The organism is Aquirhabdus sp., assembly GCF_046462495.1.
Classification (GTDB): domain Bacteria; phylum Pseudomonadota; class Gammaproteobacteria; order Pseudomonadales; family Moraxellaceae; genus Aquirhabdus.
On sequence record NZ_JBKGVE010000004.1, the window covers coordinates 216,548 to 240,981 of the forward strand.

The following is a 24,434-nucleotide window of genomic DNA, read 5'->3' on the forward strand; positions in this document are numbered from 1 at the left end:
ATTTGAGTCGTCATGGTCTGGTTAAGCTTTGGCTAAGATCTCACGCAGCACGAATGGCAGAATGCCGCCATGACGGAAATAATCTACTTCGATGGCGGTATCAATTCGCGATAGCAGCACGACATCAAAGGTTGAACCATCAGGGCGAGTGACTTTCAAGGTGATGTCAGACTGTGGAGTCATATGATCGTTGACACCGATCACATCAAAGGTTTCATCGCCTTTTATCTTCAGCGACTCGATCGAATCCGTGCCTTTAAATTGCAGTGGCAATACGCCCATACCCACTAGGTTCGAACGGTGAATGCGCTCAAAGCTACGGGCAATCACGGCTTTGACACCGAGCAATTGCGTCCCTTTTGCCGCCCAGTCACGGCTGGAGCCTGTGCCATATTCCTCACCCGCAAAGACCACCGTTGCGATGCCGCGTTTGATGTATTCCATCGCAGCATCATAGACGGTGGTTTGCTTGCCATCCAGCAGGGTGAAACCACCTTCGATGCGCGAGCCATCGTCGCGTAGCGGCAGCATCAGATTTTTTACCCGCACATTGGCAAAGGTGCCGCGAATCATGATGTCATGGTTACCACGACGTGAGCCGTAAGTATTGAAGTCTGCCAATTGCACACCGTGTTCAGTCAAGTACGTACCTGCTGGTGTGGTTGCACGAAATGAACCCGCTGGTGAAATATGATCAGTGGTGACCGAGTCGCCAAGCACCAGCAAAGCTTTGGCATTTTTGATTTCTTTAACCGGACTTGGGGTCATGGCAAAGTTTTCAAAGAACGGAGGCTTGGCGATATAGGTCGAGGTCGGCCATGTGTAGACATCGCCATGGGCACTTTGAATATCGTTCCACAGGTCGTTATCTTTGGTGAAGTCGGAGTATTTTTCACGATAGACAGCTGGATCTTGTGCGTATTTGATTAGGGCACTGATCTCTTCACTCGTCGGCCAGATGTCTTTGAGATAGACCGGTTGACCATCACTGCCTATGCCGAGTGGTTCTCTACTCATATCAATATTGACCCGTCCTGCAATTGCAAAGGCGACGACTAGCGGCGGGGAGGCGAGGAAGTTGGCGCGGATATTGGGATGAATCCGCGCTTCGAAGTTTCGGTTACCTGAGAGCACCGCCGCTGCAATGATGTCATTTTCGATAATCGACTCATTAAACTCTGCCGCCAGATCACCGGCATTACCAATACACGTTGTACAACCGAACGCCGCGACGTTAAAGCCGAGTTTATCCAGTGAGGATTGCAGACCTGCCGCAGTTAAATATTCTGGAACCACGCGTGAACCGGGACCGAAGGAGGTTTTGACCCGTGGGTTAACCTGTAGACCTTTTTCCACGGCTTTTTTCGCCAGTAAGCCTGCACCGATTAACACGCTAGGATTTGAGGTATTGGTACAGGAGGTAATAGCCGCGATCAGTACATCACCATGCCCCAGATCTAGATACTGATCACCTGCATGTGCGACAGGTGCTGAGGCATCTGCGGTTGGGCGATTGGCAATCATGTCCGCCTCACCGCGAATGATCGTGCCTTGATAGTCAGACTTATGCGGTGTTTCGACGTTATGCGGCAGCGTACGCTTGGTCGCGTAGCGTTTATGCAGGTCACCTTGGTTCTTATTAAAACCGTTATCGGGTAGCGGGGCACTGAACAGATGATCAAAGTCTTTTTGCATGTTCGGCAATTCGATACGATCTTGCGGACGCTTCGGTCCAGCCAGTGAAGGCACAATGGTATCGAGGTTTAGAGCAAGACTCTTGCTATAATGGATCTCACCGCCCTTTGGAATTCCAAACAGATTTTGCGCTTTGAAATACGACTCAAATGCGTCGATGTCCTCTTCTTTACGACCCGTACCACGCATGTATTCCACAGTCACTTCATCGACGGGGAAAAAGCCCATGGTTGCGCCGTACTCAGGGGCCATGTTGGCAATCGTGGCACGATCCGTGAGCGACAGTGAGGAAGTGCCTTCACCAATGAATTCAACGAATTTACCAACCACTTTTTCTTTACGCAGCATCTGGGTGATGGTGAGCACCAAGTCGGTTGCGGTCACGCCTTCACGCAGTTTGCCTTTCAGCTCTACACCCACTACATCTGGGGTCAGGAAGTAGACTGGCTGACCGAGCATACCGGCTTCGGCCTCGATCCCACCGACGCCCCAACCGACCACGCCGACGGCATTGATCATGGTGGTGTGTGAGTCAGTACCGACGAGTGTGTCGGGATAGAGCACGCCATTTTTGTTCTGCACGCCGTTGAATAGGTACTCTAGATTGACCTGATGCACGATACCAAAGCCGGGTGGGACCACGCCAAAGGTATCAAAGGCTTGCATGCCCCACTTCATAAACTGGTAGCGTTCATTGTTGCGTTTGAATTCTAATTCCATGTTTTTACGCAGTGAGTCTGCGGTGCCGTAGAAGTCCACTTGCACAGAGTGATCAACCACCAGATCAACAGGCACCAGCGGTTCAATGGCTTTTGGATTTTTGCCCATTTGCGCGGCGACATTGCGCATTGCGGCTAGGTCAGCCAGTAGCGGCACACCAGTAAAGTCTTGTAGCACTACGCGTGCGACTACGAAGGGAATTTCTTCAACACGGTTGGCGAGAGGTTCCCAGTTGGCGAGTTGTTTGACGTGTTCATCGGTGATTTTTTTGCCATCGACATTACGCAGTACGGCTTCAAGGACAATACGGATCGAAACCGGCAGCTTGGAGATCGGCCCCACACCTGCGGCTTCCAGTGCCGGGAGCGAGTAGAGCTGTCTGCTCTCGCCATTCTTTAAGGTAATTGTTTTTAGGGTGTCGTGCAGATTGTGTAATGACATGATGACCTCTGGGTTTTGCTGGCAAAATTTCAGGCGAGCGACATTAGACGAATTCATTAACCTGCAATGATTTGCAGATTGTGCGCTTTATTCTACGCTTCATTTTTGGACGAGAGAGGCTTGGAGAGTAGTTGGATTGTTTCTTTATGCAAACGATCAGTCTCCGGCAGATATTTTGAGAAAAGACTTTAGTCAGACTGATTTACTGCATAGCTTCTCAATAGCGGTTGGACTATGATCAGGAAAATAAGCACAAGGCGTTTTTATCGGATGGATAACTTATTTATCATCGTTTTCGGATTGCTTGGGTTCTTTGGTGCGCTAGGATTTAGCTTGATTCCTTTGCGGCTATGGCGGTTAATTTATCGGCGCAGGATTGATTTGCCCATCACCACTAAACCCATGGATATTCTGCTGACCTTATCTGTTATTTGTGCAATGGTATTTGCCGTTTTTATAGGCTTTTACAGTGTGCCTAGACTTTATCTATGTCTTGTGGATTCGCATCAGTGTAGTGCGGATCGAGCAGGTGGCATGATTCATTTGGCGAGTTTTGGGATTGGTGTGGCAATTCTTGAGTTAACTTGGCTTGTGGCAAGCATGGCTCAGCGCTATTTCAATGATTCACCCAAACCACATCATCATTAAGCGCATACGCAGTACAACCGGGATAATGCTGAGTACCCTGACACTGACTGGTGGCGCGCGCCAATGCCTCAGTACCGCTGGCCATGCCGAACGCGCCATTCGGCGCAAGTACAAAGGCGCGCGGATTTGGTAAGGTCAGAAACTTGGCATAGCTCGCTTTGCCTGACTTGGTGAGAAAAGGGATCGCTTCACTATCGTGAATATCCGCAAAATGGCTGGGGCGAAAGAAATCTTGCGTCGGTGCCCACACCACTTGATCATCCACCGCATAGGGCCAGCATTGCATCTGCTTTTGCTCACAGGCTTTTAATGCTGCACCCAGAGGATCAAGCCCACCACTCGTGGCTGAGATGGCATTCTTGCTGATCATAAAAACACGGGGCAGAGGCGAGTCCAGAAATTTTTGATAGTTGCTCCGTGCATTATCCGGGATCGGAACCGCACTGACGTCCTTGATATCTGCAAAGTGACTGGCTGGTGGAATTGGAGTCAATATAGGTCGTACCCACACCACCTGATCATCAATGGCATACGGCCAGCACTTAACACCGTTCTGCTGGCACTTGTCGAGACCAAACTGTAGCGGGTTATAGCCACCGCTGATCACGCTCACACTATTGTTCTCACCGATCAGAAAGACGCGCGGCTTTGGCAGAGTCAAAAAACGCTGATATTCGGCGGTCGCACCCAAGGGCACGGCCTTTAGATCATGCAGATCGGCGAAATGGCTAGGCGATGGCACAGCAGCCCCATTCAATGAAGGAGTGCCATCTGGCGTTGCCATCGGCAAGTAATTCGCAAACTTGATCTTTGAGGGCAAGCCCACCTGCTTTAAAAAAGCATCCAGTGGCGGGGTAATAATAGCGATCGATTCACTATGACCCAGCAGATTATGCGAGTCATCAAAAAAATTGCCAAACGGCACTAAAGTTGCCTTGCCACCGAGCAGAGTGTAGCGGTGATAGGCAGCACGCCATTCCTCCTCTTTGATCAGAGAATCATTGCTACCATAGAACCACAAGGAGGGTGCTTGGGTGCGTGCGGCGTAGTAGCCTGCCGCATTGACCACATTCTCTTGTTTATCTTGACACCCTCGAAAGCCCTGACCCCCGTTAAAATTGACCAAGCCTTTAACCGCTGGGATATTTAGCGTGCCCACTGCGAGCGTGTTATAGCCACCAAAGCTCTGCCCCGCAACGATCACCTGACTGGTGTCGATGTGGACGCTTGCAAGCGGGGCTGTGCCGAGATAATTAATCACCCGCTGGATATCAAGCGCATTGTTCACCATGGCTGCGGTGATATCGCACCCAACGGCGGGGATTTTCCCCCCTGATCCAGCAAATCCGCGCATCATTGGCTGCACGACTGCATAGCCGCGCGACAGAAAATAAATCGTCGCATACGATAGCTGTGAGCGTCCCTGCTTATGCGGATCACTATAGCCACTGCTGCCATGATTCATGATCGCCAGTGGAAACGGCCCTAAGCCATCTGGGGTATAGACTGTGGTTTGTAGCTTGACGGATGGATCATCCATCGGAATCTGGAGGATACGTTCATGCACATTGGGCAACTGCGCTTGAAGTGCACTGGCGTTACGATCAACTTCAGCAGGGTCTAGCATTGCAGCAAGCACTAAAGGACAGGATAGGGTACTGAGTAAACCGATGATGAATAGGCGAGACAAAGCATTCCACATCATCATCACACTCTTAATCTATAGACTCTTAAGATCAATCATCCAAATGCGCAAAGCGGACTAAGTTTGAAAGATGAACATTGCGTTTTTCGGCTTTTTTAAACATCAGGATGATTTTGCCGACTTGTTGCACAACGTCTGCACCACTGACTTCAACCACACTGTCGATCAGCGTTTGGCGCAGTTCGCGGTCTTCGCCAGCGACTTTAACCTTGATCAGCTCATGGTCAGCCAATGCACGGCGGAGCTCCTCAATGACACCATCCGACAGGCCATGGTTGCCGATCATCACGATGGGGCTGAGTTCATGCCCAATGCGACGTAAGCGTTTGCGTTCATGAGTGGTAAGAGCGGGCATAGCAAAACCTTTGTAGTATGTAAAACAACCGATCCTTGCTGTGAGGCAAAAGAATCGTTTAAAAAATAAGTGATGCCTATTGTAGCTTAAAAACGCGCTTAAATATGACAGATCATCACATCAATCAAGCATCCAAACGACTTTTGGCTTAAAATAGACAAATATCACAAAATTTTTTCGTTGTTTTTGCATCAATTTGCGCTGTTCATTTAAAAACCAACTCTTGACTGTTTTTAGCCCAGCGCAGCAAAGCACCCGTATATTCAAATGGAACGCAACACATGGCAACTCGTATTACCAATAACAAACTGTCCAAAAGTAGTAAGGCTTGGATGCGTGAGCATTTGGATGATTTCTATGTGAAGCAAGCCCATAAGGATGGCTACCGTTCACGTGCAGCGTATAAGCTGCTCGAGGTCAATGAAAAATATAAATTGATTAAGCCCGGCATGACTGTGGTGGACTTGGGCTCGGCACCAGGTAGTTGGTCGCAAATCGCTGCCAAGTTGACCGGTGAGCGCGGTATGGTTGTTGCATCGGATATTTTAGAAATGGATCATCTGGGCGGGGTGACCTTCTTACAGGGCGACTTTCGTGAAGAAAGTGTTTTTAATAAATTGCTCGAAATCTTAGATGGCCGACGAGTAGACATTGTAATTTCGGATATGGCACCCAATACATCAGGTAATAGTGCTGTCGATCAGCCGCGCATGATGTATCTATGCGAATTGGCGCTCGACTTTGCCAGCAAGGTGCTGGATGAAAAAGGTCAGTTTCTGGTAAAAGTCTTTCAGGGTGAAGGCTTTGATGAGTACCGGAAGTCGATTTTTAAAGAGTTTACGGTCATTAAAGCGGTCAAACCGAAGGCTTCACGTCCACGCTCACCTGAAGTGTATTTGCTTGCGCAAGGGCGGAAGGTCAGCGCGATCAAATCAAACGATGCCGAATCTGATGCGATGGATGCCGAAGATTGATGGATCTGAGTTGCCGTAATGGACGATTGGTAGCAATAGAATTGTGAAGTTATGTAACGCGTAGATGTACAAAACGTGACAAAATCCGACGTAATGACCACGGAATAAGGTTGTTGCTGGACTGTAATCACGTTAATGTAAGTCAAACAAATGATGAGTGTAGGTTTGAAAAAGTTTGACTGACTTTTTTATTTAATTAAGTAACCATAGGTGGAAAAGCCTTGAACGATATCGTCAAGAATACAGTACTGTGGTTGGTGATTATTGGCATTGTCGTGCTGGTATTCAGCAATTTCGAGAACAAAAAGAAGCCCGATCCTCTGAGCTACTCTGAGTTTGTGACTGCGGTTAACGCAGGGCAAATCAAGAGCGTTAAGATTGATGGCGAGAGCATCACGGGTGAGCGCAAGGATAAGACCCCTTTCGAAACCGTGCGTCCAGGTATCGCTGACAATGCGCTGATGCCAAGTCTGACTGCACAGAAAGTGGAAATCCAAGGTGCGGCTCCAGAACGTCAAAGCGTTTGGATGCAACTGCTGGTGGCCAGTTTTCCTGTACTGTTGATCATCCTGTTGATCATGTTCTTTATGCGTAATATGCAAGGCGGCGGTTCGGGCGGCGGCGGCGGTCGTGGTCCGATGAGCTTTGGCAAATCCAAAGCCAAGATGCTGACTGAAGATCAGATCAAAGTGAACTTTGCCGATGTCGCAGGTTGTGATGAAGCAAAAGCTGAATTGGTTGAAGTGGTGGACTTCCTACGTGATCCGACTAAATTCAAACGTCTGGGTGCGATGATTCCACGCGGTGTGCTGATGGTTGGCCCACCGGGAACCGGTAAAACCTTGCTTGCAAAAGCAGTGGCTGGCGAAGCGAAAGTACCGTTTTTCTCGATTTCAGGTTCTGACTTCGTCGAAATGTTTGTCGGTGTTGGTGCATCACGTGTGCGTGATATGTTTGAACAAGCCAAGCGCCATGCGCCATGTATCATCTTTATCGATGAGATTGATGCAGTCGGTCGTCATCGCGGTTCAGGTATGGGTGGCGGTAACGATGAGCGTGAACAAACGCTGAACCAGATGTTGGTTGAGATGGACGGTTTTGAAGGTTCAGAAGGCGTGATCGTGATTGCTGCGACCAACCGTGCAGACGTATTGGACAAAGCTTTGCTGCGTCCAGGTCGTTTTGACCGTCAAGTTGCGGTGAGCTTGCCTGATATTAAAGGCCGTGAAGAAATTCTAAACGTTCACATGAAGAAATTGCCTTCAGCCACGGGTGTTGAAACCAAAGTGCTTGCACGCGGTACGCCAGGCATGAGTGGTGCGGATTTGGCAAACCTTGTGAATGAAGCGGCTTTGTTTGCAGCACGTCGCAACAAGAACACGGTCGATATGCATGACTTTGAGGATGCCAAAGACAAGATATTCATGGGCCCAGAACGTAAGTCGATGGTTCTGCGTGAAGATGAGCGTAAAAATACCGCTTATCACGAAGCGGGTCATGCCTTGGTTGCAGAGCTACTGCCAAACACTGATCCAGTGCATAAAGTCACCATCATGCCGCGTGGTTGGGCACTGGGTGTGACTTGGCAGTTGCCTGAGTTCGACCGAGTCAGCAACTACAAAGACAAGATGTTGAATGAGCTGTCGATCCTGTTTGGTGGTCGTATTGCTGAAGAAGTGTTTGTGAATCAGAAATCAACCGGTGCTTCAAACGACTTTGAGCGTGCGACCAAAATCGCCCGTGCAATGGTCACCAAGTTCGGTATGAGCGATGCACTCGGCATCATGGTTTACGAAGATGACTCACAAGATGGTGGTTACTTTGGCAAGATCGGTAATCGTTCTGTCAGCGAAGCAACACAGCAATTGATCGATCAAGAGATTCGTAAAATCTTGGAAGAGCAATATACTGTTGCCCGTGATCTGATTGAAGCCAACAAAGACAAGATTGAAGTGATGGTGGAAGCCTTGCTGAAATGGGAAACCATTGATCGTGATCAAGTGGTTGACATCATGGAAGGGCGTAAGCCACGTGAGCCTAAAGTATATGAGCCAGTTAACCCTGTGCCAGTCACTGTAGTCCCACCAGAAGGTGCGGTTTTACCGCCCCCGCTACCAGCGATGTAATCTTGAAGATGTGATCAAAGAGCCTTCGTGAAAACGAGGGCTTTTTATTTTATAAAATGGCTTAGATTATAAAAAAGGAACTTTGAGATGAAACTGCACCCTTTACCTAAACGTATTCTGCACTGTGGCAAGCATACGCTTGATCTTTCGCGTCCACAGGTGATGGGCATTTTGAATGTTACGCCTGACTCGTTTTCAGATGGTGGACGCTTTAATCATTTAGATACTGCGCTTAAGCATGCGGAACAAATGCTGAGTGAAGGGGCGAGTATTATTGATATTGGTGGGGAATCGACGCGACCGAATGCTACGTCAGTGTCGGTGCAAGAAGAGCTGGATCGGGTGATTCCTTTAGTGGAGGCGCTTACTCAAGGTTTTGATCCGATCATCTCGATTGATACCAGTAGTCCGGAGGTATTTAGTGCGGCTGTAGACGCCGGGGCAACGATCTGGAACGATGTGCGGGCTCTAACCCGCCCCAACGCACTGGAGACAGCGGCACGGCTAAAACTGCCTGTGATCCTGATGCATATGCGTGGAGAGCCAGCCACCATGAATGATCTGGCGGTTTATCATGATGTGACGCGTGAGGTGCATACCGAGCTGTCTTTTCGCATCGAAGAGGCGTTTGCCGCCGGGATTCTGGCCGATAACCTCATTATTGATATGGGCTTTGGCTTTGCCAAAGATACGCCGCAGAGCCTGCAACTACTCAATGAAATCTGGAAGCTGAATACTTTAGAACTGCCGATGCTGATGGGTATCTCGCGCAAGCGGGTGCTGGGTGAGATTCTCAATGGTGCCGCTGTGGATGAGCGGATCTATGCGGGTCTGGGTGCGGCATTGCTCGGTGTCCAGCAGGGGGTGTCGATCATCCGTACTCATGATGTACGGGCGACGGTTGAGATGCTGTCCGTTTTTAGTCAGTTACCCTGATTGGATTTGAACGCATAAAAAAGCCTGATACATGATGAATCAGGCTTTTTATGGCTTATTGCTTATGCATGAGGATGGAGATGTTGCTCATTATTGATCAAGGGTTGATTGACCTCGACGATGATATGCACCAGTTCTTCATGAATGCTGAGCTGTTTACGGAAATAATCTGAATTGGCATCAATATGATCAGTACAGAGATTCAAGACGCAGGCATATTGATCTTTGCCCACGCGCCAGACATGGATGTCATTGATGGTGGCGGGGATCGGACTGTGCTGAATCACTTCGATGACCTCACGAACCACAGGCGCATCCATTTCCGCATCGAGCAGAATGCGTCCAGAGTCACGAATCAAGCCGTATGACCAGATTGCCACTAAGATGCCGCCGATGATACCCATCACCGGATCAAGCCAGTTCGCGCCCCAAAGTTTACCCGCGATCAAAGCGATGATGGCCAGCACAGATGTTGCAGCGTCGGTGATGACATGGATATAAGCAGCGCGCAGATTCAGATCGTGGTTGCCGCCATGCGATGCATGCCCATGCAAGTCATGATCGTGATGCGATGCATGGTCATGTCCGTGCCCATGATCATGTGAAGAGCCATGCCCATGACTATGGTTATCTTTGAGCAGCCAAGCACAAATGAGATTGACCGCAAGTCCAATGATGGCAATGAAAATGGCTTCATCATAGCGAATCGGTGTTGGGGCGAGCAGGCGATCGGTGGATTGAAATAGCATCCATGCTGAAACCAGAATCAATAGGATTGAGCTGGTAAAGCTGGCAAGAATCTCAATCTTCCACGTGCCAAAGGTAAAGCGTGCATCTTGCGAGAGCTTCCTTGCCAAGACATAAGCCAGCATCGACAGCCCCAAAGCCATCGCGTGGGTACTCATATGCCAGCCATCGGCCAGCAACGCCATCGAATTAAAAACATAACCGCCCGCGATTTCTGCAACCATCATTAGCGCAGTTAGGATCACCGCCCATTTAATTTTCTTTTCGGCCATGGGGTTACTGATGTTGAATGAATAGGTTTTGGGCCGAGCGTGTTGTATGGACGTGACTGTCTCATGCGAATGATGCGATGATAGCGGTGCTGGCATGGTTATGCCTCCAAAGCGGTAGAGGGGAGAGTCGCGAATTTAGGCGTTCGAGTATATACTCCCCCCTAGTATAATGAAACTTAATTGAGGTTGCTATGCCCCACACGATCCATGACAAAAAGAAAATCATGACCCGCATTCGCCGGATCAAAGGTCAGGTCGAAGCACTTGAAAAAGTCCTTGATCAAGAAGTTGAATGTATTGAAATTCTTCAGCAGATCGCTGCGATTCGGGGTGCCGCCAATGGCCTGATGGTTGAGGTGCTGGATGGACATATTCGTGAGCATCTAGGGGTTGATGATCTAACGACTGAGCAGCGCCAGCTTGAGGTGGAGCAGGTTGTAGGCATTTTGAAGTCGTATTTAAAATAAGCCGGATAGGCGCTAAATGTTCTAAGTCATGCTGGATGTTTCGTTCAGCGCATGACGCGTTTAATTTAAAGTTGATGCATGGTCAGATCATGGCTTACAGGAATCAAGATGTGTTTCAAAGAAGCTGAAAATCGGACTTGTTTATCAGAGATTGTCATGATACAAGTGGAGATAGATGGTTAAGGTTAATCATTAAAAAACAATTAAATCTAAGAAAATTTTATTAGTCATTCTGCGTAATTAGGCTCTAAAGACAAAGGACTCTGTGTGAGCTTAAGCGCCGAATTAATATTTTGGGGTATTAACATGGCGTTAAGTGAAGAAGCCGTCAACTGGGCATATCGATTTATGTTGGGAAGACTGCCAGAGTCTCCTGCAGTCATTGCCACTCATATGCAGAATTTTGATGAAGGTTCTCTCATCAATCTCTTGATGCAATCCGAAGAATATAAGATTCGTAATAATGTCGGCTCAGGGGTCGCAGACTTTCATACCGTAGCCGAAAATGAAGATGAGCTTTGGCATACGCCGGGTAAGATGCGTATTGTCGTGGTTGGCAACTGTCATGGACGCGGTATGGCCAAACTCATGCCTTATATCTCAACCGAAGTTGTGACCAAATTCTATTGCCATACGCCCGAGCTTTTACAGGGCCTCCGTATGGGGCAGTTTAATATCAGTTATTTCATGGAAGCCGATCTGGTGCTGGTCCAGTCTGGTTGGGATACGGTCAATCTGATTGAAGCGTACTATCCAGATATCCGTAAAAAAAGCAAAGCCCTGCCCATCGTGATCTTCAATGCGTTCCAGCCGGATTGCGTGCATATTCACCGTGAAGGCTATCATGTACCCAGTCCTATCGGTCCATATGGCTCATCGCTGGCCTTTTATAGCTGGAAAAATGGCTTTAGTCCTGAAAAAACCATTAGTTTGTACAACCCCGATGTCTATGAAGCGCTCGGTTTCTTTGACTATTGGGATGCGTCGGTTGCATGGTTGAATAATGAGTGGGAGCGCTGTGGGATTCCACTGGGCGACCATATTGCCAATTGGTCGAAGCGTGGTTGCTGGATGCATACCATGAATCATCCTAAATTATTTGTGCTGGCGGATGTAGCACGGGCTGCGCTTGCGCGTGAAGGAATCAGCACGCTGCCGTATGTGGAAGATTATATTAAAGATGACCTCGGCAGTTTGACGGCATGGCCGGTTTATCCTGAAATTGGCCGTGCGCTCGGGATGAAACCTGAGTTTACTTCGCTGCATTTTAAACGTGGCAACGCTGCGGGTCGCCAAGTGGATATGCTGGGACTTGAAGAGTTTGTCCACGGTTCTTTTGAGATTTTTGAGACCTTCAATCGCGATGATTTAACCTGCGATAGTTTTAGTCACGCTCGCTTTGAGAATTTAGCCCAATTTGCCTCGAACCTACATGCAGCGCCACGTACAGAAGCTATAGAGCCTGTGGTTGAGGCGACTGTAAGCGTGGACGTTGTGCACAGTGAAGCACCACCCGTGTTTGCACCGAGTGGTAATCCTTATCGAGGTTTGGCGGATTATCAATTCTGGCGCCGTGCGATAGAACGACCCGCCATGAAGGATGTTGATTCTGCTTGGCGCCTCGCCATAGAAAAGTCAGCTATGCATACGATTGATCCTGTGCTGCGCTCAGGGTTTAAAATTGATCGCCAAGATAAAGTGGCTACTGCCGGCAGTTGTTTTGCTCAGCACATCTCACGCACATTGCAGAAGAAGGGCTTTAATTACTTCATCAGTGAAAAGGGTGATCTTTCTGAAATTGATCTGACTGCCGATGAAGCCCAGCGCCGTAATTATGGGGTATTCTCAGCGCGTTTCGGCAATATCTATACGGCACGACAATTGCTGCAATTGTTTGATCGTGCGTATGGTCATTACACGCCAGAAGAAAGTTATTGGGTGCGGGATGATGGCAAGCTGGTTGATCCGTTTAGGCCGCAAGTTGAGCCCGAAGGTTTTACATCGATAGAAGATCTAAACGCTGACCGCGAGAAGCATTTTGCTTCGGTACGCGATATGTTTGAAAGTCTTGATGTGCTGGTCTTTACACTGGGTCTGACCGAGTCATGGCAAAGTCGAACCGATGGTGCAGTATTCCCTTTAGCGCCTGGGGTTGTGGCGGGTGAGATGGATACGACACGCTATGAATTTGTTAACTTCCAAGTCGCTGATGTCGTTGCCGACCTGAAGGGCTTTATTGGTCGATTGCTGGGTGTTAATCCCAAAGCCAAAATGCTAATTACAGTTTCACCGGTGCCATTGATTGCGACCTATGAGGACCGCCACGTACTGGTGTCCACAACCTATAGTAAGTCAGCGCTCCGTGCAGCTGCCGAAGAAATCTCATTGCAGCACAGCATGTGCGAATACTTTCCGTCTTATGAGATCATCACGGGCAGTTACACCCGCGGTGAGTATTTTGAAAGTGATCTGCGTTCGGTGAAACCGGAAGGCGTGGAGCATGTGATGCGGCTCTTCCTGCAGCACTATGCAAGCGATGCGCCTTCTATTGCTTCGGTTCTTACTGAGCAATCGGACATTACGCATCATGCTAAATCCTTTAGTGAGGAACTGCTGGAGCAGAATGCCCGACTTGCCTCGATTGTCTGTGATGAAGAGGCGTTGGATCGTTGAGATAAGCGTTTGAATTGTCGTTCTCGGATATGAACCGCGCATCCATGATGCGCGGTTTTTCAATGACATCGGCATCCATATTGATCTCTTAAATAAAACCAAATGGTCAGTTATAAAAATAGAAAACAATCTATATATCGCGAATTCAATAAAAACGGCATACTTCATGCTTTAAAATAGCTCTAATTGATCGTTTAGATGATCGCCCTATACGTTTTTAGGAATTCAAGTATTCGTGGATATTTTCATTCAACAGCTTGCTAATGGTTTGATTATTGGCAGTATTTATGCATTGATTGCACTGGGTTATACCATGGTCTATGGGATTCTCGGTTTGATCAACTTTGCACATGGTGACGTGGTGATGGTGGGCGCAATGTCCACGGTTACGATTCTCACGACATTAATTGGTTTAAATTTAGGCATTCCGCCTTATCTGCTTCTCGTGGTTGCTGTCCTGCTTGCACTGCCTGTCTGTGCCTTACTTGGTTTTAGTATTGAGCGTATTGCTTATCGGCCTCTGCGCCGTGCGCCGCGTCTTGCACCGTTGATTACGGGTATTGGTGTGTCCATCGTATTGCAGAATCTGGCGATGATGATCTGGGGACGCGGTTATCAGCGTTTCCCTGAAGTACTGACCAGCGATCCGTTTAATATTCTGGGTGCTCGCATTACCGCGTATCAGATGGGTACTTTTGTGCTGTCAATTGTACTTATGATTGGTCTCTGGATACTCGTACAGCGAACCCGTCTAGGACGTGCCATGCGTGCCACCTCACAGAATGATCGTGTAGCGGCGCTGATGGGTGTCAATGTCAATCGCATCATCAGCAGCGTATTTATGCTGGGTTCAGGCCTTGGCTGTTTAGCGGGGGTGATGTACACCGCGAGCTATGGTCAGGCCAGTGCTACTATGGGTTTCTTGCTCGGTCTAAAGGCCTTCTCTGCGGCGGTATTAGGCGGTATTGGCAATATTCGTGGTGCAGTATTGGGTGGCTTTGTCCTTGGGATTATCGAGGCGATGGGGGCGGGTTATTTATCGGATTGGACTGGCGGTTTGATGGGCAGTGAATACAAAGATATCTTTGCTTTTATCGTATTGATCGCGGTACTGATGGTGCGTCCTTCGGGCTTACTGGGTGAACGTGAGTCGGAGCGCGCATAATGACAACAATCAATGACACACTAGCACCGAAAAAAATGAAGCCACGTTCGGTCAAACAGAAATCGGCATTTTTTATCCTCACGCTGGCATTGATCCTTTTGCCATTCGCATTGGGTCTGATGGGACCTTCTTGGGTACGGACAGCGGACTATGCGCTGTTGTACTGCATGCTTGCGCTGGGTTTGAACATCGTCGTCGGTTATGCGGGTTTACTTGATCTTGGTTATATCGCCTTCTATGCGCTGGGTGCCTATATGGTAGCCGTGCTGGCATCGCCACATTTAAATATCCATGTCTCGCCTTGGCTCTTGATTCCGATAGGCGCGGGTTTTGCCGGTCTTGCGGGTGCGATCTTGGGCGCACCGACCTTAAAGCTGCGTGGTGATTATTTAGCGATCGTGACTTTGGGCTTCGGTGAGATTGTGCGTTTGTTTATGCAAAATCTGGATCGTCCTGTCAATATCACCAATGGTACACAAGGGATCAGTGGAATTGATAATCTCGCCTTCTTTGGTCACTCCTTTGGTTCGGGTTTTGATCTTTTTGGCCAGCATTTCAACGGCGCTTATCTGTATTACTACCTGTTTTTAATTCTGGTGCTGATCATCATCGGCGTGTGTATGCGTCTGGAAAACTCCCGCATTGGCCGGGCATGGGTCGCGATTCGTGAAGATGAACTGGCGGCTAAGGCGATGGGCATCAATACTCGAAATATCAAGCTACTGGCCTTTGCGATGGGTGCCAGTTTTGGCGGGGTTGCGGGTGGGATGTTTGCCAGCTTTCAAGGTTTTATCGATCCGACTAGCTTTGGTTTGATGGAATCGATCATGGTGCTGTGTATGGTGGTGCTCGGCGGTATGGGCAATATTGCTGGTGTTATCTTGGGTGCGGTATTGCTCACGCTGACTCCAGAAGCGCTACGTGCAGTCATCCATCCATTGCAAGAGGCGCTGTTTGGACGCCAAGTGGTCGATCCAGACAATGTGCGAATGCTGATTTTCGGTATTGCGCTAGTGGGCATGATGCTCTTTAGACCCGAGGGCTTACTGCCATCGCGTCGCCGCAAAGAGGAGTTCCATCATGACTAATCCCAGCCTACATCAACCGCTACTCCAGCTTGAAGGGATCAATAAATCCTTTGGCGGTGTACATGCGTTAAAACATGTCAGTTTAAGCGTTCAGCAAGGCACCATACATGGTCTGATCGGTCCCAATGGTGCGGGTAAAACGACGCTGTTTAACGTGATGACTGGCATGTATCAGGCCGACTCCGGCCGCTTCAATTTTGATGGCGAATCCTTAAGTCTGAAAACCAGTCCACAGGTGTTGGCGGTGAAGGGACTTGCACGAACCTTTCAGAATATTCGTTTATTCAGTGAAATGACGGCGCTGGAAAACATCATGGTCGGGCAACATAGCCAAACCAAAACCGGGATTATTGGTGCCGTGCTCAGGACTCCTGCAGCAAGACGTGAAGAGCGCTTGATTCGCCAAGAAGGTTATCGCTTGCTGGAATATGTGGGCTTATCCAAAGATGTCGCGGACCGCGTTGCGCGCACCTTGTCTTATGGGGATCAGCGTCGTTTGGAGATTGCACGGGCGCTGGCGCTTAAACCGCGCTTACTTGCACTGGATGAACCTGCAGCGGGTATGAATCCCACCGAGACCGCACAACTGCAAGATTTGATTCGTCGTCTGCATGTCGATGGCATGACAATCGTACTGATTGAACATGATGTGGGATTGATGATGCGTCTTTGTCAGCGCATTAGTGTACTGGACTTTGGTGAGAAGATTGCAGACGGCACCCCAGAAGAGATCCGCCGTGATGAGCGGGTGATCAAGGCCTACTTAGGCGGTGATGATATGCCAAACTCGGGAAAAGGGGCGAAGCTCATCGCCGAGACGACACAGGGCTCTCTACAAGATGATCACGCAGGAACGACATCATGAGCGTACATGAAAAACTGTTAAGTGTAAGTAATTTGCACGTCCGCTATGGCAACATCCATGCGATGCAGGGTCTGAATATTGAAGTCAATCAAGGCGAACTGGTTTGTCTGATTGGCGCCAATGGCGCAGGTAAGAGCTCGACTTTGAATGCTTTGGCAGGCTTGGTGCCCTCTACGGGTTCGGTGATCTATCAAGGCAAGGAAATCAGTACGCTTGCCAGTCACCAGCGTGTCGGTCAGGGCTTGGCACTGGTACCGGAAGGGCGCGGTGTCTTTTCTAAAATGACCGTGTTGGAAAATCTGCAAATGGGTGCTTATCTGCATGATTGGCGCGAGAGTGAGCTGGAATCCATCTTTGCACGCTTTCCGCGTTTGGCAGAGCGCCGCGACCAATTGGCGGGAACTTTATCGGGCGGGGAGCAGCAGATGCTGGCGATTGGCCGTGCGTTGCTTTCGCGCCCCAAGTTGTTGTTGCTGGATGAACCTTCTATGGGGCTTGCGCCACTCATGATCGAGTTGATCTTTAAGACTTTGGCAGAGCTCAAAGAAACAGGTTTATCCATCCTGTTGGTTGAGCAAAATGCGCGCGGGGCATTGCAATTGGCAGACCGCGCTTATGTGCTGGAACATGGTGAAATGACCTTGAGTGGTACAGGACAAGATTTATTACATGATGCCCGCGTCCAAGCGGCTTATCTCGGTGCAGGAATAGAAGCGTAATGTCGAATCAAGATGTCAGCAATTCAGAGATCCCTGCGGAAATTAATCTTGCAGATCGTAAAGTGATTTACCGCGCTAGACGCGGCTTGAAAGAACTGGATTATTATTTTGATCCTTATGTGCGTGAGCATTTTTTGCAAGCCGATAGCGCGGAGAAAGCAGCATTTTCAGAACTGATCGATCAGGAAGATCCTGATTTGCTCGATTGGTTTATGAATGTTACTGAACCGCCAGTCAGTTTGACCGCGATTATTGCCCGTTTGAAATCGCTGAGAGCTTAAGCCACTCCATGCAAATCAACGCCACGATTCAGCCCAGCAAGATGCAGAGGGGGGTGACGATTGTGGCGTTTTTAGCTGTGGCGCTCCTCGGTCTTTTGAGCGCATTACCTCTTTTAGCCAAAGTAGTTCTTTTGTTGGGATTGGCGGGTTATGCTTTTTATACCTATCATGTTGATAACCATCAGCCACGGATTGTACAACTGATTCATATGGATCGTCACGTTTGGCGCTGGGTGACGGTGCTGTCTAAGGCCCCATTGGCAGAAGATAAAGAAGAAGGAGATTTGCACAGTCTACACCGCGTGGGCTGGGTGATGCTTCTTGGGTTTAGGATGCAGACCTCGTCTAAACGTCAAATCAGATATTGGGTGATCTGGCGTGATCAAGTGTGTGCTGATGATTGGCGACGCCTGATGGTGCTGGCACGCTTTTGGATGCCTTTGGAGATGGATCAGCCAAAGCACTGATCAAGCATCGAAGAAACGAATTATTGCATATAGTGTGATGTAGTTATCGTTTTGTTGTTACTAATTCATACCAAATTTCTGTTGTATTTCCTCGCAATAACATTCTTACTAGCGCTTTGTAGATTGCAGTGATTTTGCAATATGCATCTAGGGCAACACGTTTTGGCAGACGGTCATTGTTGTGCCAATCATTATTCATACCGCTTTGAGAGCGAAATAATAGGACGATCATCATGGGAATGTTAGACGGATTAGTCGGTCAAATTGCACAGCAAGCGCTTGCACAAGGCGGCCAACAGGGCGGTTTAGGGGGCTTACTGGGTGGTTTGCTGGGCGGACAACAGCAACAGGCTGGCGGAGGTGGTTTAGGTGGTCTATTGGGTGGTTTGCTTGGTGGCGGACAACAACCTGCGCAAGCGGATGGTCAAAGTGGTGGCTTTAGTCTAGGGGGTAACAGTCCTCAGTTACTGGCTGCGTTATTACCGTTGGTTTTGGGCTGGGTACAGCAACAAGGCGGTATCGGTAATGTACTGTCATCCTTGTCTAATTCAGGCCTAGGTGCTCAAGCGCAATCATGGATTGGCGGTGGTGAGAATCACCCTGTTGATCCACAAGCGGTGGGTCAGGTTTTCGGTGCGGATCAAATTGCACAAGTTGCCTCACAAGTTGGCGTGAGCCCGGAAGCCGTGCAAAATGGACTGGCTTCACTGCTGCCCCATGTGATCAATCAATTAACACCGAATGGCGATACCTCAACCGCAGGTGCCGCAGACAATGAAATCGGTGCGATCTTAGGTCAGCTCGGTGGTTTGTTTGGTAAATAAGCGGTTGAGGCTTTGGCTACTTTGTCCTCTCTGCGGTGAGGGGCTGTAATTCCTCAAGTCTGGATTGCTGATGAGCTTGACTTGAGGCCAGAGCTATAAGCCATAAAAAAACCGTCCTGTTTGGGCGGTTTTTTTATGTTCAGGGAGCGATAAAAAATATGTATCAGCTACGACGGGTCAGTTGCCAAAGATTGATGAGCAATAATCCGGTAAAGAACAGCAATCCCCAATGCGGCAAGGACCAGCCGAGTAATGTCCAATCCACTTTGGCGCATTCACCCGAACCATGGAGTACTTTCTGTACAACGCTTTGCAGTGGGAAGACCTGTAGCCAGTAGTCTAAGCCAGGACCACAGGCGGGGACATCTTGTGGCGGCAAGTGCTGTAGCCAAACATGACGCCCAGCAACACCTACTGACCATAAAATGCCCAGTGTGGCGAGCAGACTATAGAAACGGCGGCCAAATAGACTCTTGGGGTTGTGTAGCGCGGCAATCAGCGCAACGATGCCCATGATCATCAAGCCGATACGCTGAAAAATACACAGCGGGCAGGGATCAAGATGCTGGAAATGCTGAAGATAGAGCGCGAAACCCATGCCCGCAACGCTGGCTAAAAATAGACCAAAGCTGACACGTCGATAACTCAGTCCCTGTGTGCTGCGTCGGGCCATAGCGGTAGTCCTCAAAAATACGAATGCATCGATTACGGATTAAAGGTTAAGCGTGCAATTAAGCATTCTGCACGATCTTTTCAGCGTCAGAAACGGGCACAGTACGCCAGCGTTCAAGATATTCGCGGAAGCTGATCGTATCGCTATTTTCGATGGCATTCTGTTGTATTCTTGATTGTTTTGCGAACTCTGCGTATTCCGCCGCGACCGATTCAGGTAGGGGAAGATTTTTAAACTGGGTGCCGTATTGTTGAGCCAGTTCGTAGCCAAAGCGCCAGATGCCTTTGGATTCCGTTTTGGCCAAGACACGCGCCGACAGGGTTTGCTCAGGATGATCCAGACGGGTTTGCATAACCTTCAGACTGTCTTGATAGTCACTCCCGCCGTGTGCACTATCCAATAGTGCGGCGACAGGCAGCATGGCGCTTAAGTGCTGAGCAACCCACGTGCTAAACACTTCTTCACCAGTTGCTGTTTCGACGGCCAAACCTGCCAGACGTCCTTGATCCACAACGCGTGCTTGATTGCGCGCGATGCGTTCTTCTTCACCAAATAGCAAGAGCGGGCTCGGTGAGAGCAGGCAGTACAGCGCAAGTACCTCTAAGAAGCTGGCGGTCGCCAAGCTGATTCCGACATCGGTAAACGGATCCAGATCTACGGCACGCAGTTCGACATAGGCCACGCCGCGTGCTGCTAATGCGGCAGAGGGCGTCTCACCGGCTTCAGCAATTTGCTTAGGACGGATCAGGCTATAGTATTCATTCTCAAGCTGCAGAATGTGGTCATTAATTTGCAGCGGTTGACCTTGTGCATCATCCAGTCCAAGCGTGGTGAATGGGGGGTAGACATCACCAATTGCCCGCTTGAGTCCCGCGACATACGCCCGCAGACAGTTATAGTGAATGCCAAGACTTCGCTGTGCATTGTTTTGATAGCCTAGTTTGCCCATTCGTAACGCTGTGGCGTAGGGTAAGTACAAGGTGCCATCCATCAGTTGCTGCAAATGATGCTCACGGCCTTTTAAGAAACAGGCACAAACCGCAGGGCTGGCACCCAGCAAATAAATAACCATCGGTGTCATGCGGATAAAATTACGGATTAAACCGAAATATTTTTCGCTGGCAAAGTCTTGCAGGGATAGAGGTGTTGTTGATGCCGGAGTGCATTCGGCATCATAAGTCGGATTGGTATTGACAGGATGAATTGCCAGTTCTTGCTGCCATGCTTGCCATAAGGTCGTGGGGAAGGAGAGATTATAATGAATCCCGGCGATGGTCTGCATACGACGACCATAGCGCACACCCAAGCCTCGACGGTAAAGGGTTTTAAATTTTCCCAAATTCGATGAGCCATAGGCGGCTAAGCGGATCTTTTCCTCGTCTTTATCCAGCATACACGGCATGGACAGTGGCCAGAGGGTTTCTCCTTCAGGCAATGCTTGTGCTGTGACCTGATGCAAATCGCGTAGACAATCCAGCGCGGCTTGCGGCGTGTCGCAAGGCGGTGTAATCAGCTCCAGCAAGGCTTCAGAATAATCCGTGGTAATCCGTGGATGAGTGAGTGCGGAGCCCAGTTGTGCAGGATGATCGGTCTGTGCGACATGACCATTGGCTTGCATACGTAGCGATTCTTTTTCGATACCGCGTTTCATGCCTTTGAGGTGTTCAGGCTTTAGCCACTGGGGAATAATCGGTGATTGTTCTGTGGTGGTCTGATTGGCCATCGATTCACTCATTGTGGTTCACTCATCGTGTTCATGGATATCGTCCAGTCTGGTCTGAATCAGACCAATCGGATCATGCATGCCTAAAGGCAAAGGTGAAAGCATTCAATCGCTTCTGATCAAAGGATTCATGCGACTGTTATCAAATCGTTTAAACATCTAGAACTGCAAAGCATATTACACTGGCGACTTTACGGATAGTCTCAAACGAGTGTACTACATGGTTTATTTTGAGGCGATGGGAATGAATGCAAGGTGATGCGCATGAAAATAGAGAGGGAGTGTTTATTTATGAAGGTGTTTTTTAGAAGAAGCGTCTAGCCTCACCAAGATGATGAAGCTAGACGTGTTAAAGCTTGACGAGGTCTTAATTGGCGTTTGACGCATTGCCTTGGAAGATATTACCCAGCCAAGACATGATGCGGTTCGCATCGCCCGTGCGTCCTTGTGAGGATTGGGCATCCATCAGCACGATCACTGTGGGACGTTGGTTAACACGAGCCTGCATCACGACACAGCGACCTGCTTCACTGATATATCCAGTTTTGGACAGACCGATATCCCATTGTCCTTCGCGGACCAGAGCATTGGTATTGCGTGCATGCAGGATGCCATTGTCATTGAAGAAATCATGCTCAGCTGTGGTACTAAAGCGACGAATCACTTCATACTCATAAGCGGCTTTCACCATTTTTGCCAAGTCGCGCGGTGAGGCTGAATTACGGTTGTCCAGACCAGTCGGATCACCAAAGAATGCGGTGTTCATGCCCAAAGTCTTGGCCTTGCTATTCATATGCGCCATAAAGCTGGTGCGACCTTGACTATAGGTGCGTGCCAGTGCTGCAGCGGCGGGATTCTCAGACTTCATCAGTGCAAGCAGCAACACTTCTGCACGGTTATAGGTCTGGAAAGGACGTAGACTTGAGCTGGCTCTTTTCGGTCCTTCAAAGTCTTCAGGCTGCAGGGTAATTTTTTCATCCATCGGCATGCGTGCATCCAAGGTGACCATCGCGGTCATCAGCTTGGTGATTGAGGCCATTGGGCGGACGAGGTCCACATTTTTACCATACAGCACTTCACCGGTATTACTGTCCATTACCAGCGCAGCATTGGCATTCAATGACAGTGCGGTTTGTGTATCGCTGGTATTGCCTGTGACTTTGTCGCGTACGCTCTCGATCAGTCCCGATAGCGATCCAGATCGGCTGACGGGTGTTTTGGGTAGGGTGCGAATATCAACCGTTAAACTGGCTGGCGGTGAATCATCATCTTCATCGCTGTCGTTATGCATCAGACGACTGGCACGACTATTGGAATCATCGGACCACGTGATCTGACCATTGTTCGCAGCCGTTGGATGGACCGTACTTTGGCTAATCTGTAAGTTGGCGTGTGCTTGTGCTGCAAAGAGCCAAGAGATTAGCCCCAAGGCTACAGTGCCACGGAGCAACGGGCGCGTGATTTGACCACGATCAATGAGTTGACCAGCAATACTGCCCGGAAGTGTTGCTGCATCTTGCAATAAAGGCGTGTTCATGGGCTTCAGTTCCTTGCAAAAACATCATCTATAGGTCGCCGCACATTTGATCTGCTCTTACTCTATAGATTCCGTCTAATCAATTAAAAACAAGTGTCTAGCACCAGAAAATGCAGTATGAAGCCCGACAGAATAGGGACTTCCATTCATGAACTCTGCTGGTGAGGTGTATAGGTTACGTCATCAGATTATGTTGTGATCCATCACAAAAAAAACGCTGAGCGCACGTTGCGCTGTCTTGCGTTTTTTGCTGCCGCCTCCGCGGGAGAGACGTTTAATCAGTATTGTTACATGAAGCACTTTTACACAATGTTTGTTTCATGAAACAAATCGCATCTAATGCTGCTTAAATAGCATACAACTGAGTCGAATATCAACTACAATCTGCAAAATAATACATCATGAAATGATTTAAGCAGATGACATGTAAACGCGAGGTCATGGATTGTATCGTTACACCACTTAAATCATGCGGATTAAGTCGGCGATAGCATAGATAATTGATGGATGGTGGTGCTATATTGCGTCTGGGATAAACAAAGAAATCCGATTAGAACAATAATTTTTTGAAACAGCCGATTTGTTCACAATGGACTGTCTAAACAGGGTCATTTTGATCAATACAAGCTCATCAAAAATGGCGGTATTTGAAAGTCATGCAAATGGAGAGGCACAATTGATCAAAGTTTTAGTGGTAGATGATCACGAACTGGTACGCACTGGCATTTGCCGGATGCTGGTGGATACCCCGGAGATTCAGGTGGTTGGTGAGGCGGAATCTGGTGAGCAGGCCATTGAGCTTGCGCGTCAGCATCAACCTGATGTCGTGCTTCTGGATGTCAACATGCCCGGCATTGGTGGCGTAGAAACGACACGGCGATTGATTCAATCGGTCACAGGCATCAAAGTCTTGGCGGTCAGTGGACTCAGTGAAGAACCGTATCCTTCTTTATTACTCAAAGCAGGCGCCAGTGGCTATATCACCAAAGGCGCACCGCTTGATGAAATGGTGCGCGCCATTCGTAAAGTTATGCAGGGTGGTAAATATTTCAGTGCGGATATTGCTGAGCAGTTGGCATCGAGTTATTTATCTGATCAACAAAACTCACCGTTCGATTTATTGTCTGAGCGTGAGATGCAAGTCGCCATGATGGTGGTGAACTGTGTCAGCGCGCAAGAGATTGCCGATCGCTTGTTCGTCAGTGTTAAAACGGTAAATACCTATCGCTACCGCATTTTTGAGAAACTGCAGATTGATAGTGATGTGAAACTGACCCATCTGGCGATGCGCTATCGGTTGATCACGCCGTAAACATCAGTCGGACTTGATTCT

At 48.8% G+C, this 24,434-nt stretch carries 21 protein-coding genes; 14 read left to right on the forward strand and 7 right to left on the reverse strand.

What is annotated here, in order from left to right; all coding sequences use genetic code 11:
* Positions 1 to 21 precede the first annotated feature (21 nt).
* Positions 22 to 2,856 carry an aconitate hydratase gene (locus tag ACLHG7_RS04515; protein ID WP_410209856.1) on the reverse strand — a complete coding sequence of 945 codons (2,835 nt, stop codon included), beginning with the start codon at positions 2,854 to 2,856 and terminating at the stop codon, positions 22 to 24.
* A gap of 270 nt (positions 2,857 to 3,126) precedes the next feature.
* On the opposite strand from ACLHG7_RS04515, the gene ACLHG7_RS04520 reads away from it, so the two are divergent.
* Positions 3,127 to 3,504, forward strand: a complete 378-nt coding sequence (locus ACLHG7_RS04520) for a hypothetical protein (protein ID WP_410209857.1) — start codon at positions 3,127 to 3,129, stop codon at positions 3,502 to 3,504.
* On the opposite strand, the gene ACLHG7_RS04525 is transcribed toward ACLHG7_RS04520, so the two are convergent.
* Both ACLHG7_RS04525 and yhbY read right to left on the reverse strand, forming a co-directional pair.
* The gene (locus ACLHG7_RS04525; protein WP_410209858.1) at positions 3,473 to 5,209 is read right to left on the reverse strand and encodes a dienelactone hydrolase family protein; all 1,737 of its coding nucleotides are present in this window, start codon (positions 5,207 to 5,209) and stop codon (positions 3,473 to 3,475) included. The genes ACLHG7_RS04520 and ACLHG7_RS04525 overlap by 32 nt on opposite strands.
* Positions 5,210 to 5,240: 31 nt before the next feature.
* Positions 5,241 to 5,564 (reverse strand): ribosome assembly RNA-binding protein YhbY, encoded by a 324-nt coding sequence (gene yhbY / locus ACLHG7_RS04530; RefSeq protein WP_410209859.1) that lies wholly within the window; start codon positions 5,562 to 5,564, stop codon positions 5,241 to 5,243.
* A 281-nt stretch (positions 5,565 to 5,845) separates the two neighbouring features.
* Between yhbY and rlmE the strand changes: the two genes are divergently transcribed.
* From rlmE to folP, 3 genes are all read left to right on the forward strand, one after another.
* A complete protein-coding gene (gene rlmE, locus ACLHG7_RS04535) occupies positions 5,846 to 6,538 on the forward strand; it encodes a 23S rRNA (uridine(2552)-2'-O)-methyltransferase RlmE (protein WP_410209860.1) in 693 nt (230 codons plus the stop codon).
* A 221-nt stretch (positions 6,539 to 6,759) separates the two neighbouring features.
* Complete coding sequence (gene ftsH / locus ACLHG7_RS04540) at positions 6,760 to 8,664, forward strand: ATP-dependent zinc metalloprotease FtsH (RefSeq protein ID WP_114900312.1); 1,905 nt, start codon at positions 6,760 to 6,762, stop codon at positions 8,662 to 8,664.
* A gap of 87 nt (positions 8,665 to 8,751) precedes the next feature.
* Entirely contained in the window at positions 8,752 to 9,600 is an 849-nt protein-coding gene (gene folP, locus ACLHG7_RS04545; protein ID WP_410209861.1) for a dihydropteroate synthase, read from the forward strand.
* A gap of 62 nt (positions 9,601 to 9,662) precedes the next feature.
* Here folP and dmeF read toward each other — a convergent pair whose 3' ends face one another.
* The gene (gene dmeF, locus ACLHG7_RS04550; protein ID WP_410209862.1) at positions 9,663 to 10,715 is read right to left on the reverse strand and encodes a CDF family Co(II)/Ni(II) efflux transporter DmeF; all 1,053 of its coding nucleotides are present in this window, start codon (positions 10,713 to 10,715) and stop codon (positions 9,663 to 9,665) included.
* A gap of 95 nt (positions 10,716 to 10,810) precedes the next feature.
* On the opposite strand from dmeF, the gene ACLHG7_RS04555 reads away from it, so the two are divergent.
* The 9 genes from ACLHG7_RS04555 to ACLHG7_RS04595 all read left to right on the forward strand — a co-directional run bounded on the left by ACLHG7_RS04555 (position 10,811) and on the right by ACLHG7_RS04595 (position 19,168).
* Positions 10,811 to 11,086, forward strand: a complete 276-nt coding sequence (locus tag ACLHG7_RS04555; protein WP_114900309.1) for a metal/formaldehyde-sensitive transcriptional repressor — start codon at positions 10,811 to 10,813, stop codon at positions 11,084 to 11,086.
* A 306-nt stretch (positions 11,087 to 11,392) separates the two neighbouring features.
* The gene (locus ACLHG7_RS04560) at positions 11,393 to 13,759 is read left to right on the forward strand and encodes a GSCFA domain-containing protein (RefSeq protein ID WP_410209863.1); all 2,367 of its coding nucleotides are present in this window, start codon (positions 11,393 to 11,395) and stop codon (positions 13,757 to 13,759) included.
* A 235-nt stretch (positions 13,760 to 13,994) separates the two neighbouring features.
* Positions 13,995 to 14,924, forward strand: a complete 930-nt coding sequence (locus tag ACLHG7_RS04565; protein WP_114900307.1) for a branched-chain amino acid ABC transporter permease — start codon at positions 13,995 to 13,997, stop codon at positions 14,922 to 14,924.
* Positions 14,924 to 16,012 carry a branched-chain amino acid ABC transporter permease gene (locus ACLHG7_RS04570; RefSeq protein WP_228254835.1) on the forward strand — a complete coding sequence of 363 codons (1,089 nt, stop codon included), beginning with the start codon at positions 14,924 to 14,926 and terminating at the stop codon, positions 16,010 to 16,012. The genes ACLHG7_RS04565 and ACLHG7_RS04570 overlap by 1 nt, the downstream gene beginning before the upstream one ends.
* Positions 16,005 to 16,877: an ABC transporter ATP-binding protein gene (locus ACLHG7_RS04575; protein ID WP_410209864.1), complete on the forward strand. Its 873-nt coding sequence runs from the start codon at positions 16,005 to 16,007 to the stop codon at positions 16,875 to 16,877. Before ACLHG7_RS04570 ends, ACLHG7_RS04575 begins: the two co-directional genes overlap by 8 nt.
* A 14-nt stretch (positions 16,878 to 16,891) precedes the next feature.
* The gene (locus ACLHG7_RS04580) at positions 16,892 to 17,596 is read left to right on the forward strand and encodes an ABC transporter ATP-binding protein (RefSeq protein ID WP_210009656.1); all 705 of its coding nucleotides are present in this window, start codon (positions 16,892 to 16,894) and stop codon (positions 17,594 to 17,596) included.
* Positions 17,597 to 17,625: 29 nt separating this feature from the next.
* Positions 17,626 to 17,877, forward strand: a complete 252-nt coding sequence (locus ACLHG7_RS04585) for a succinate dehydrogenase assembly factor 2 (protein ID WP_410210385.1) — start codon at positions 17,626 to 17,628, stop codon at positions 17,875 to 17,877.
* Positions 17,878 to 17,885: 8 nt separating this feature from the next.
* Positions 17,886 to 18,344 (forward strand): hypothetical protein, encoded by a 459-nt coding sequence (locus ACLHG7_RS04590; RefSeq protein WP_410209865.1) that lies wholly within the window; start codon positions 17,886 to 17,888, stop codon positions 18,342 to 18,344.
* A gap of 233 nt (positions 18,345 to 18,577) precedes the next feature.
* Positions 18,578 to 19,168 carry a YidB family protein gene (locus ACLHG7_RS04595; protein ID WP_410209866.1) on the forward strand — a complete coding sequence of 197 codons (591 nt, stop codon included), beginning with the start codon at positions 18,578 to 18,580 and terminating at the stop codon, positions 19,166 to 19,168.
* 163 nt (positions 19,169 to 19,331) lie between these two features.
* Here the strand turns inward: ACLHG7_RS04595 and ACLHG7_RS04600 are convergent, their stop codons facing one another.
* From ACLHG7_RS04600 to ACLHG7_RS04610, 3 genes are all read right to left on the reverse strand, one after another.
* A complete protein-coding gene (locus ACLHG7_RS04600; protein WP_410209867.1) occupies positions 19,332 to 19,841 on the reverse strand; it encodes a disulfide bond formation protein B in 510 nt (169 codons plus the stop codon).
* Positions 19,842 to 19,899: 58 nt separating this feature from the next.
* The gene (gene gshA / locus ACLHG7_RS04605; protein WP_410209868.1) at positions 19,900 to 21,576 is read right to left on the reverse strand and encodes a glutamate--cysteine ligase; all 1,677 of its coding nucleotides are present in this window, start codon (positions 21,574 to 21,576) and stop codon (positions 19,900 to 19,902) included.
* Positions 21,577 to 21,931: 355 nt separating this feature from the next.
* Positions 21,932 to 23,101: a serine hydrolase gene (locus ACLHG7_RS04610; protein WP_410209869.1), complete on the reverse strand. Its 1,170-nt coding sequence runs from the start codon at positions 23,099 to 23,101 to the stop codon at positions 21,932 to 21,934.
* 676 nt (positions 23,102 to 23,777) lie between these two features.
* On the opposite strand from ACLHG7_RS04610, the gene ACLHG7_RS04615 reads away from it, so the two are divergent.
* Positions 23,778 to 24,413 (forward strand): response regulator, encoded by a 636-nt coding sequence (locus ACLHG7_RS04615; protein WP_114900810.1) that lies wholly within the window; start codon positions 23,778 to 23,780, stop codon positions 24,411 to 24,413.
* Positions 24,414 to 24,434: the final 21 nt, after the last annotated feature.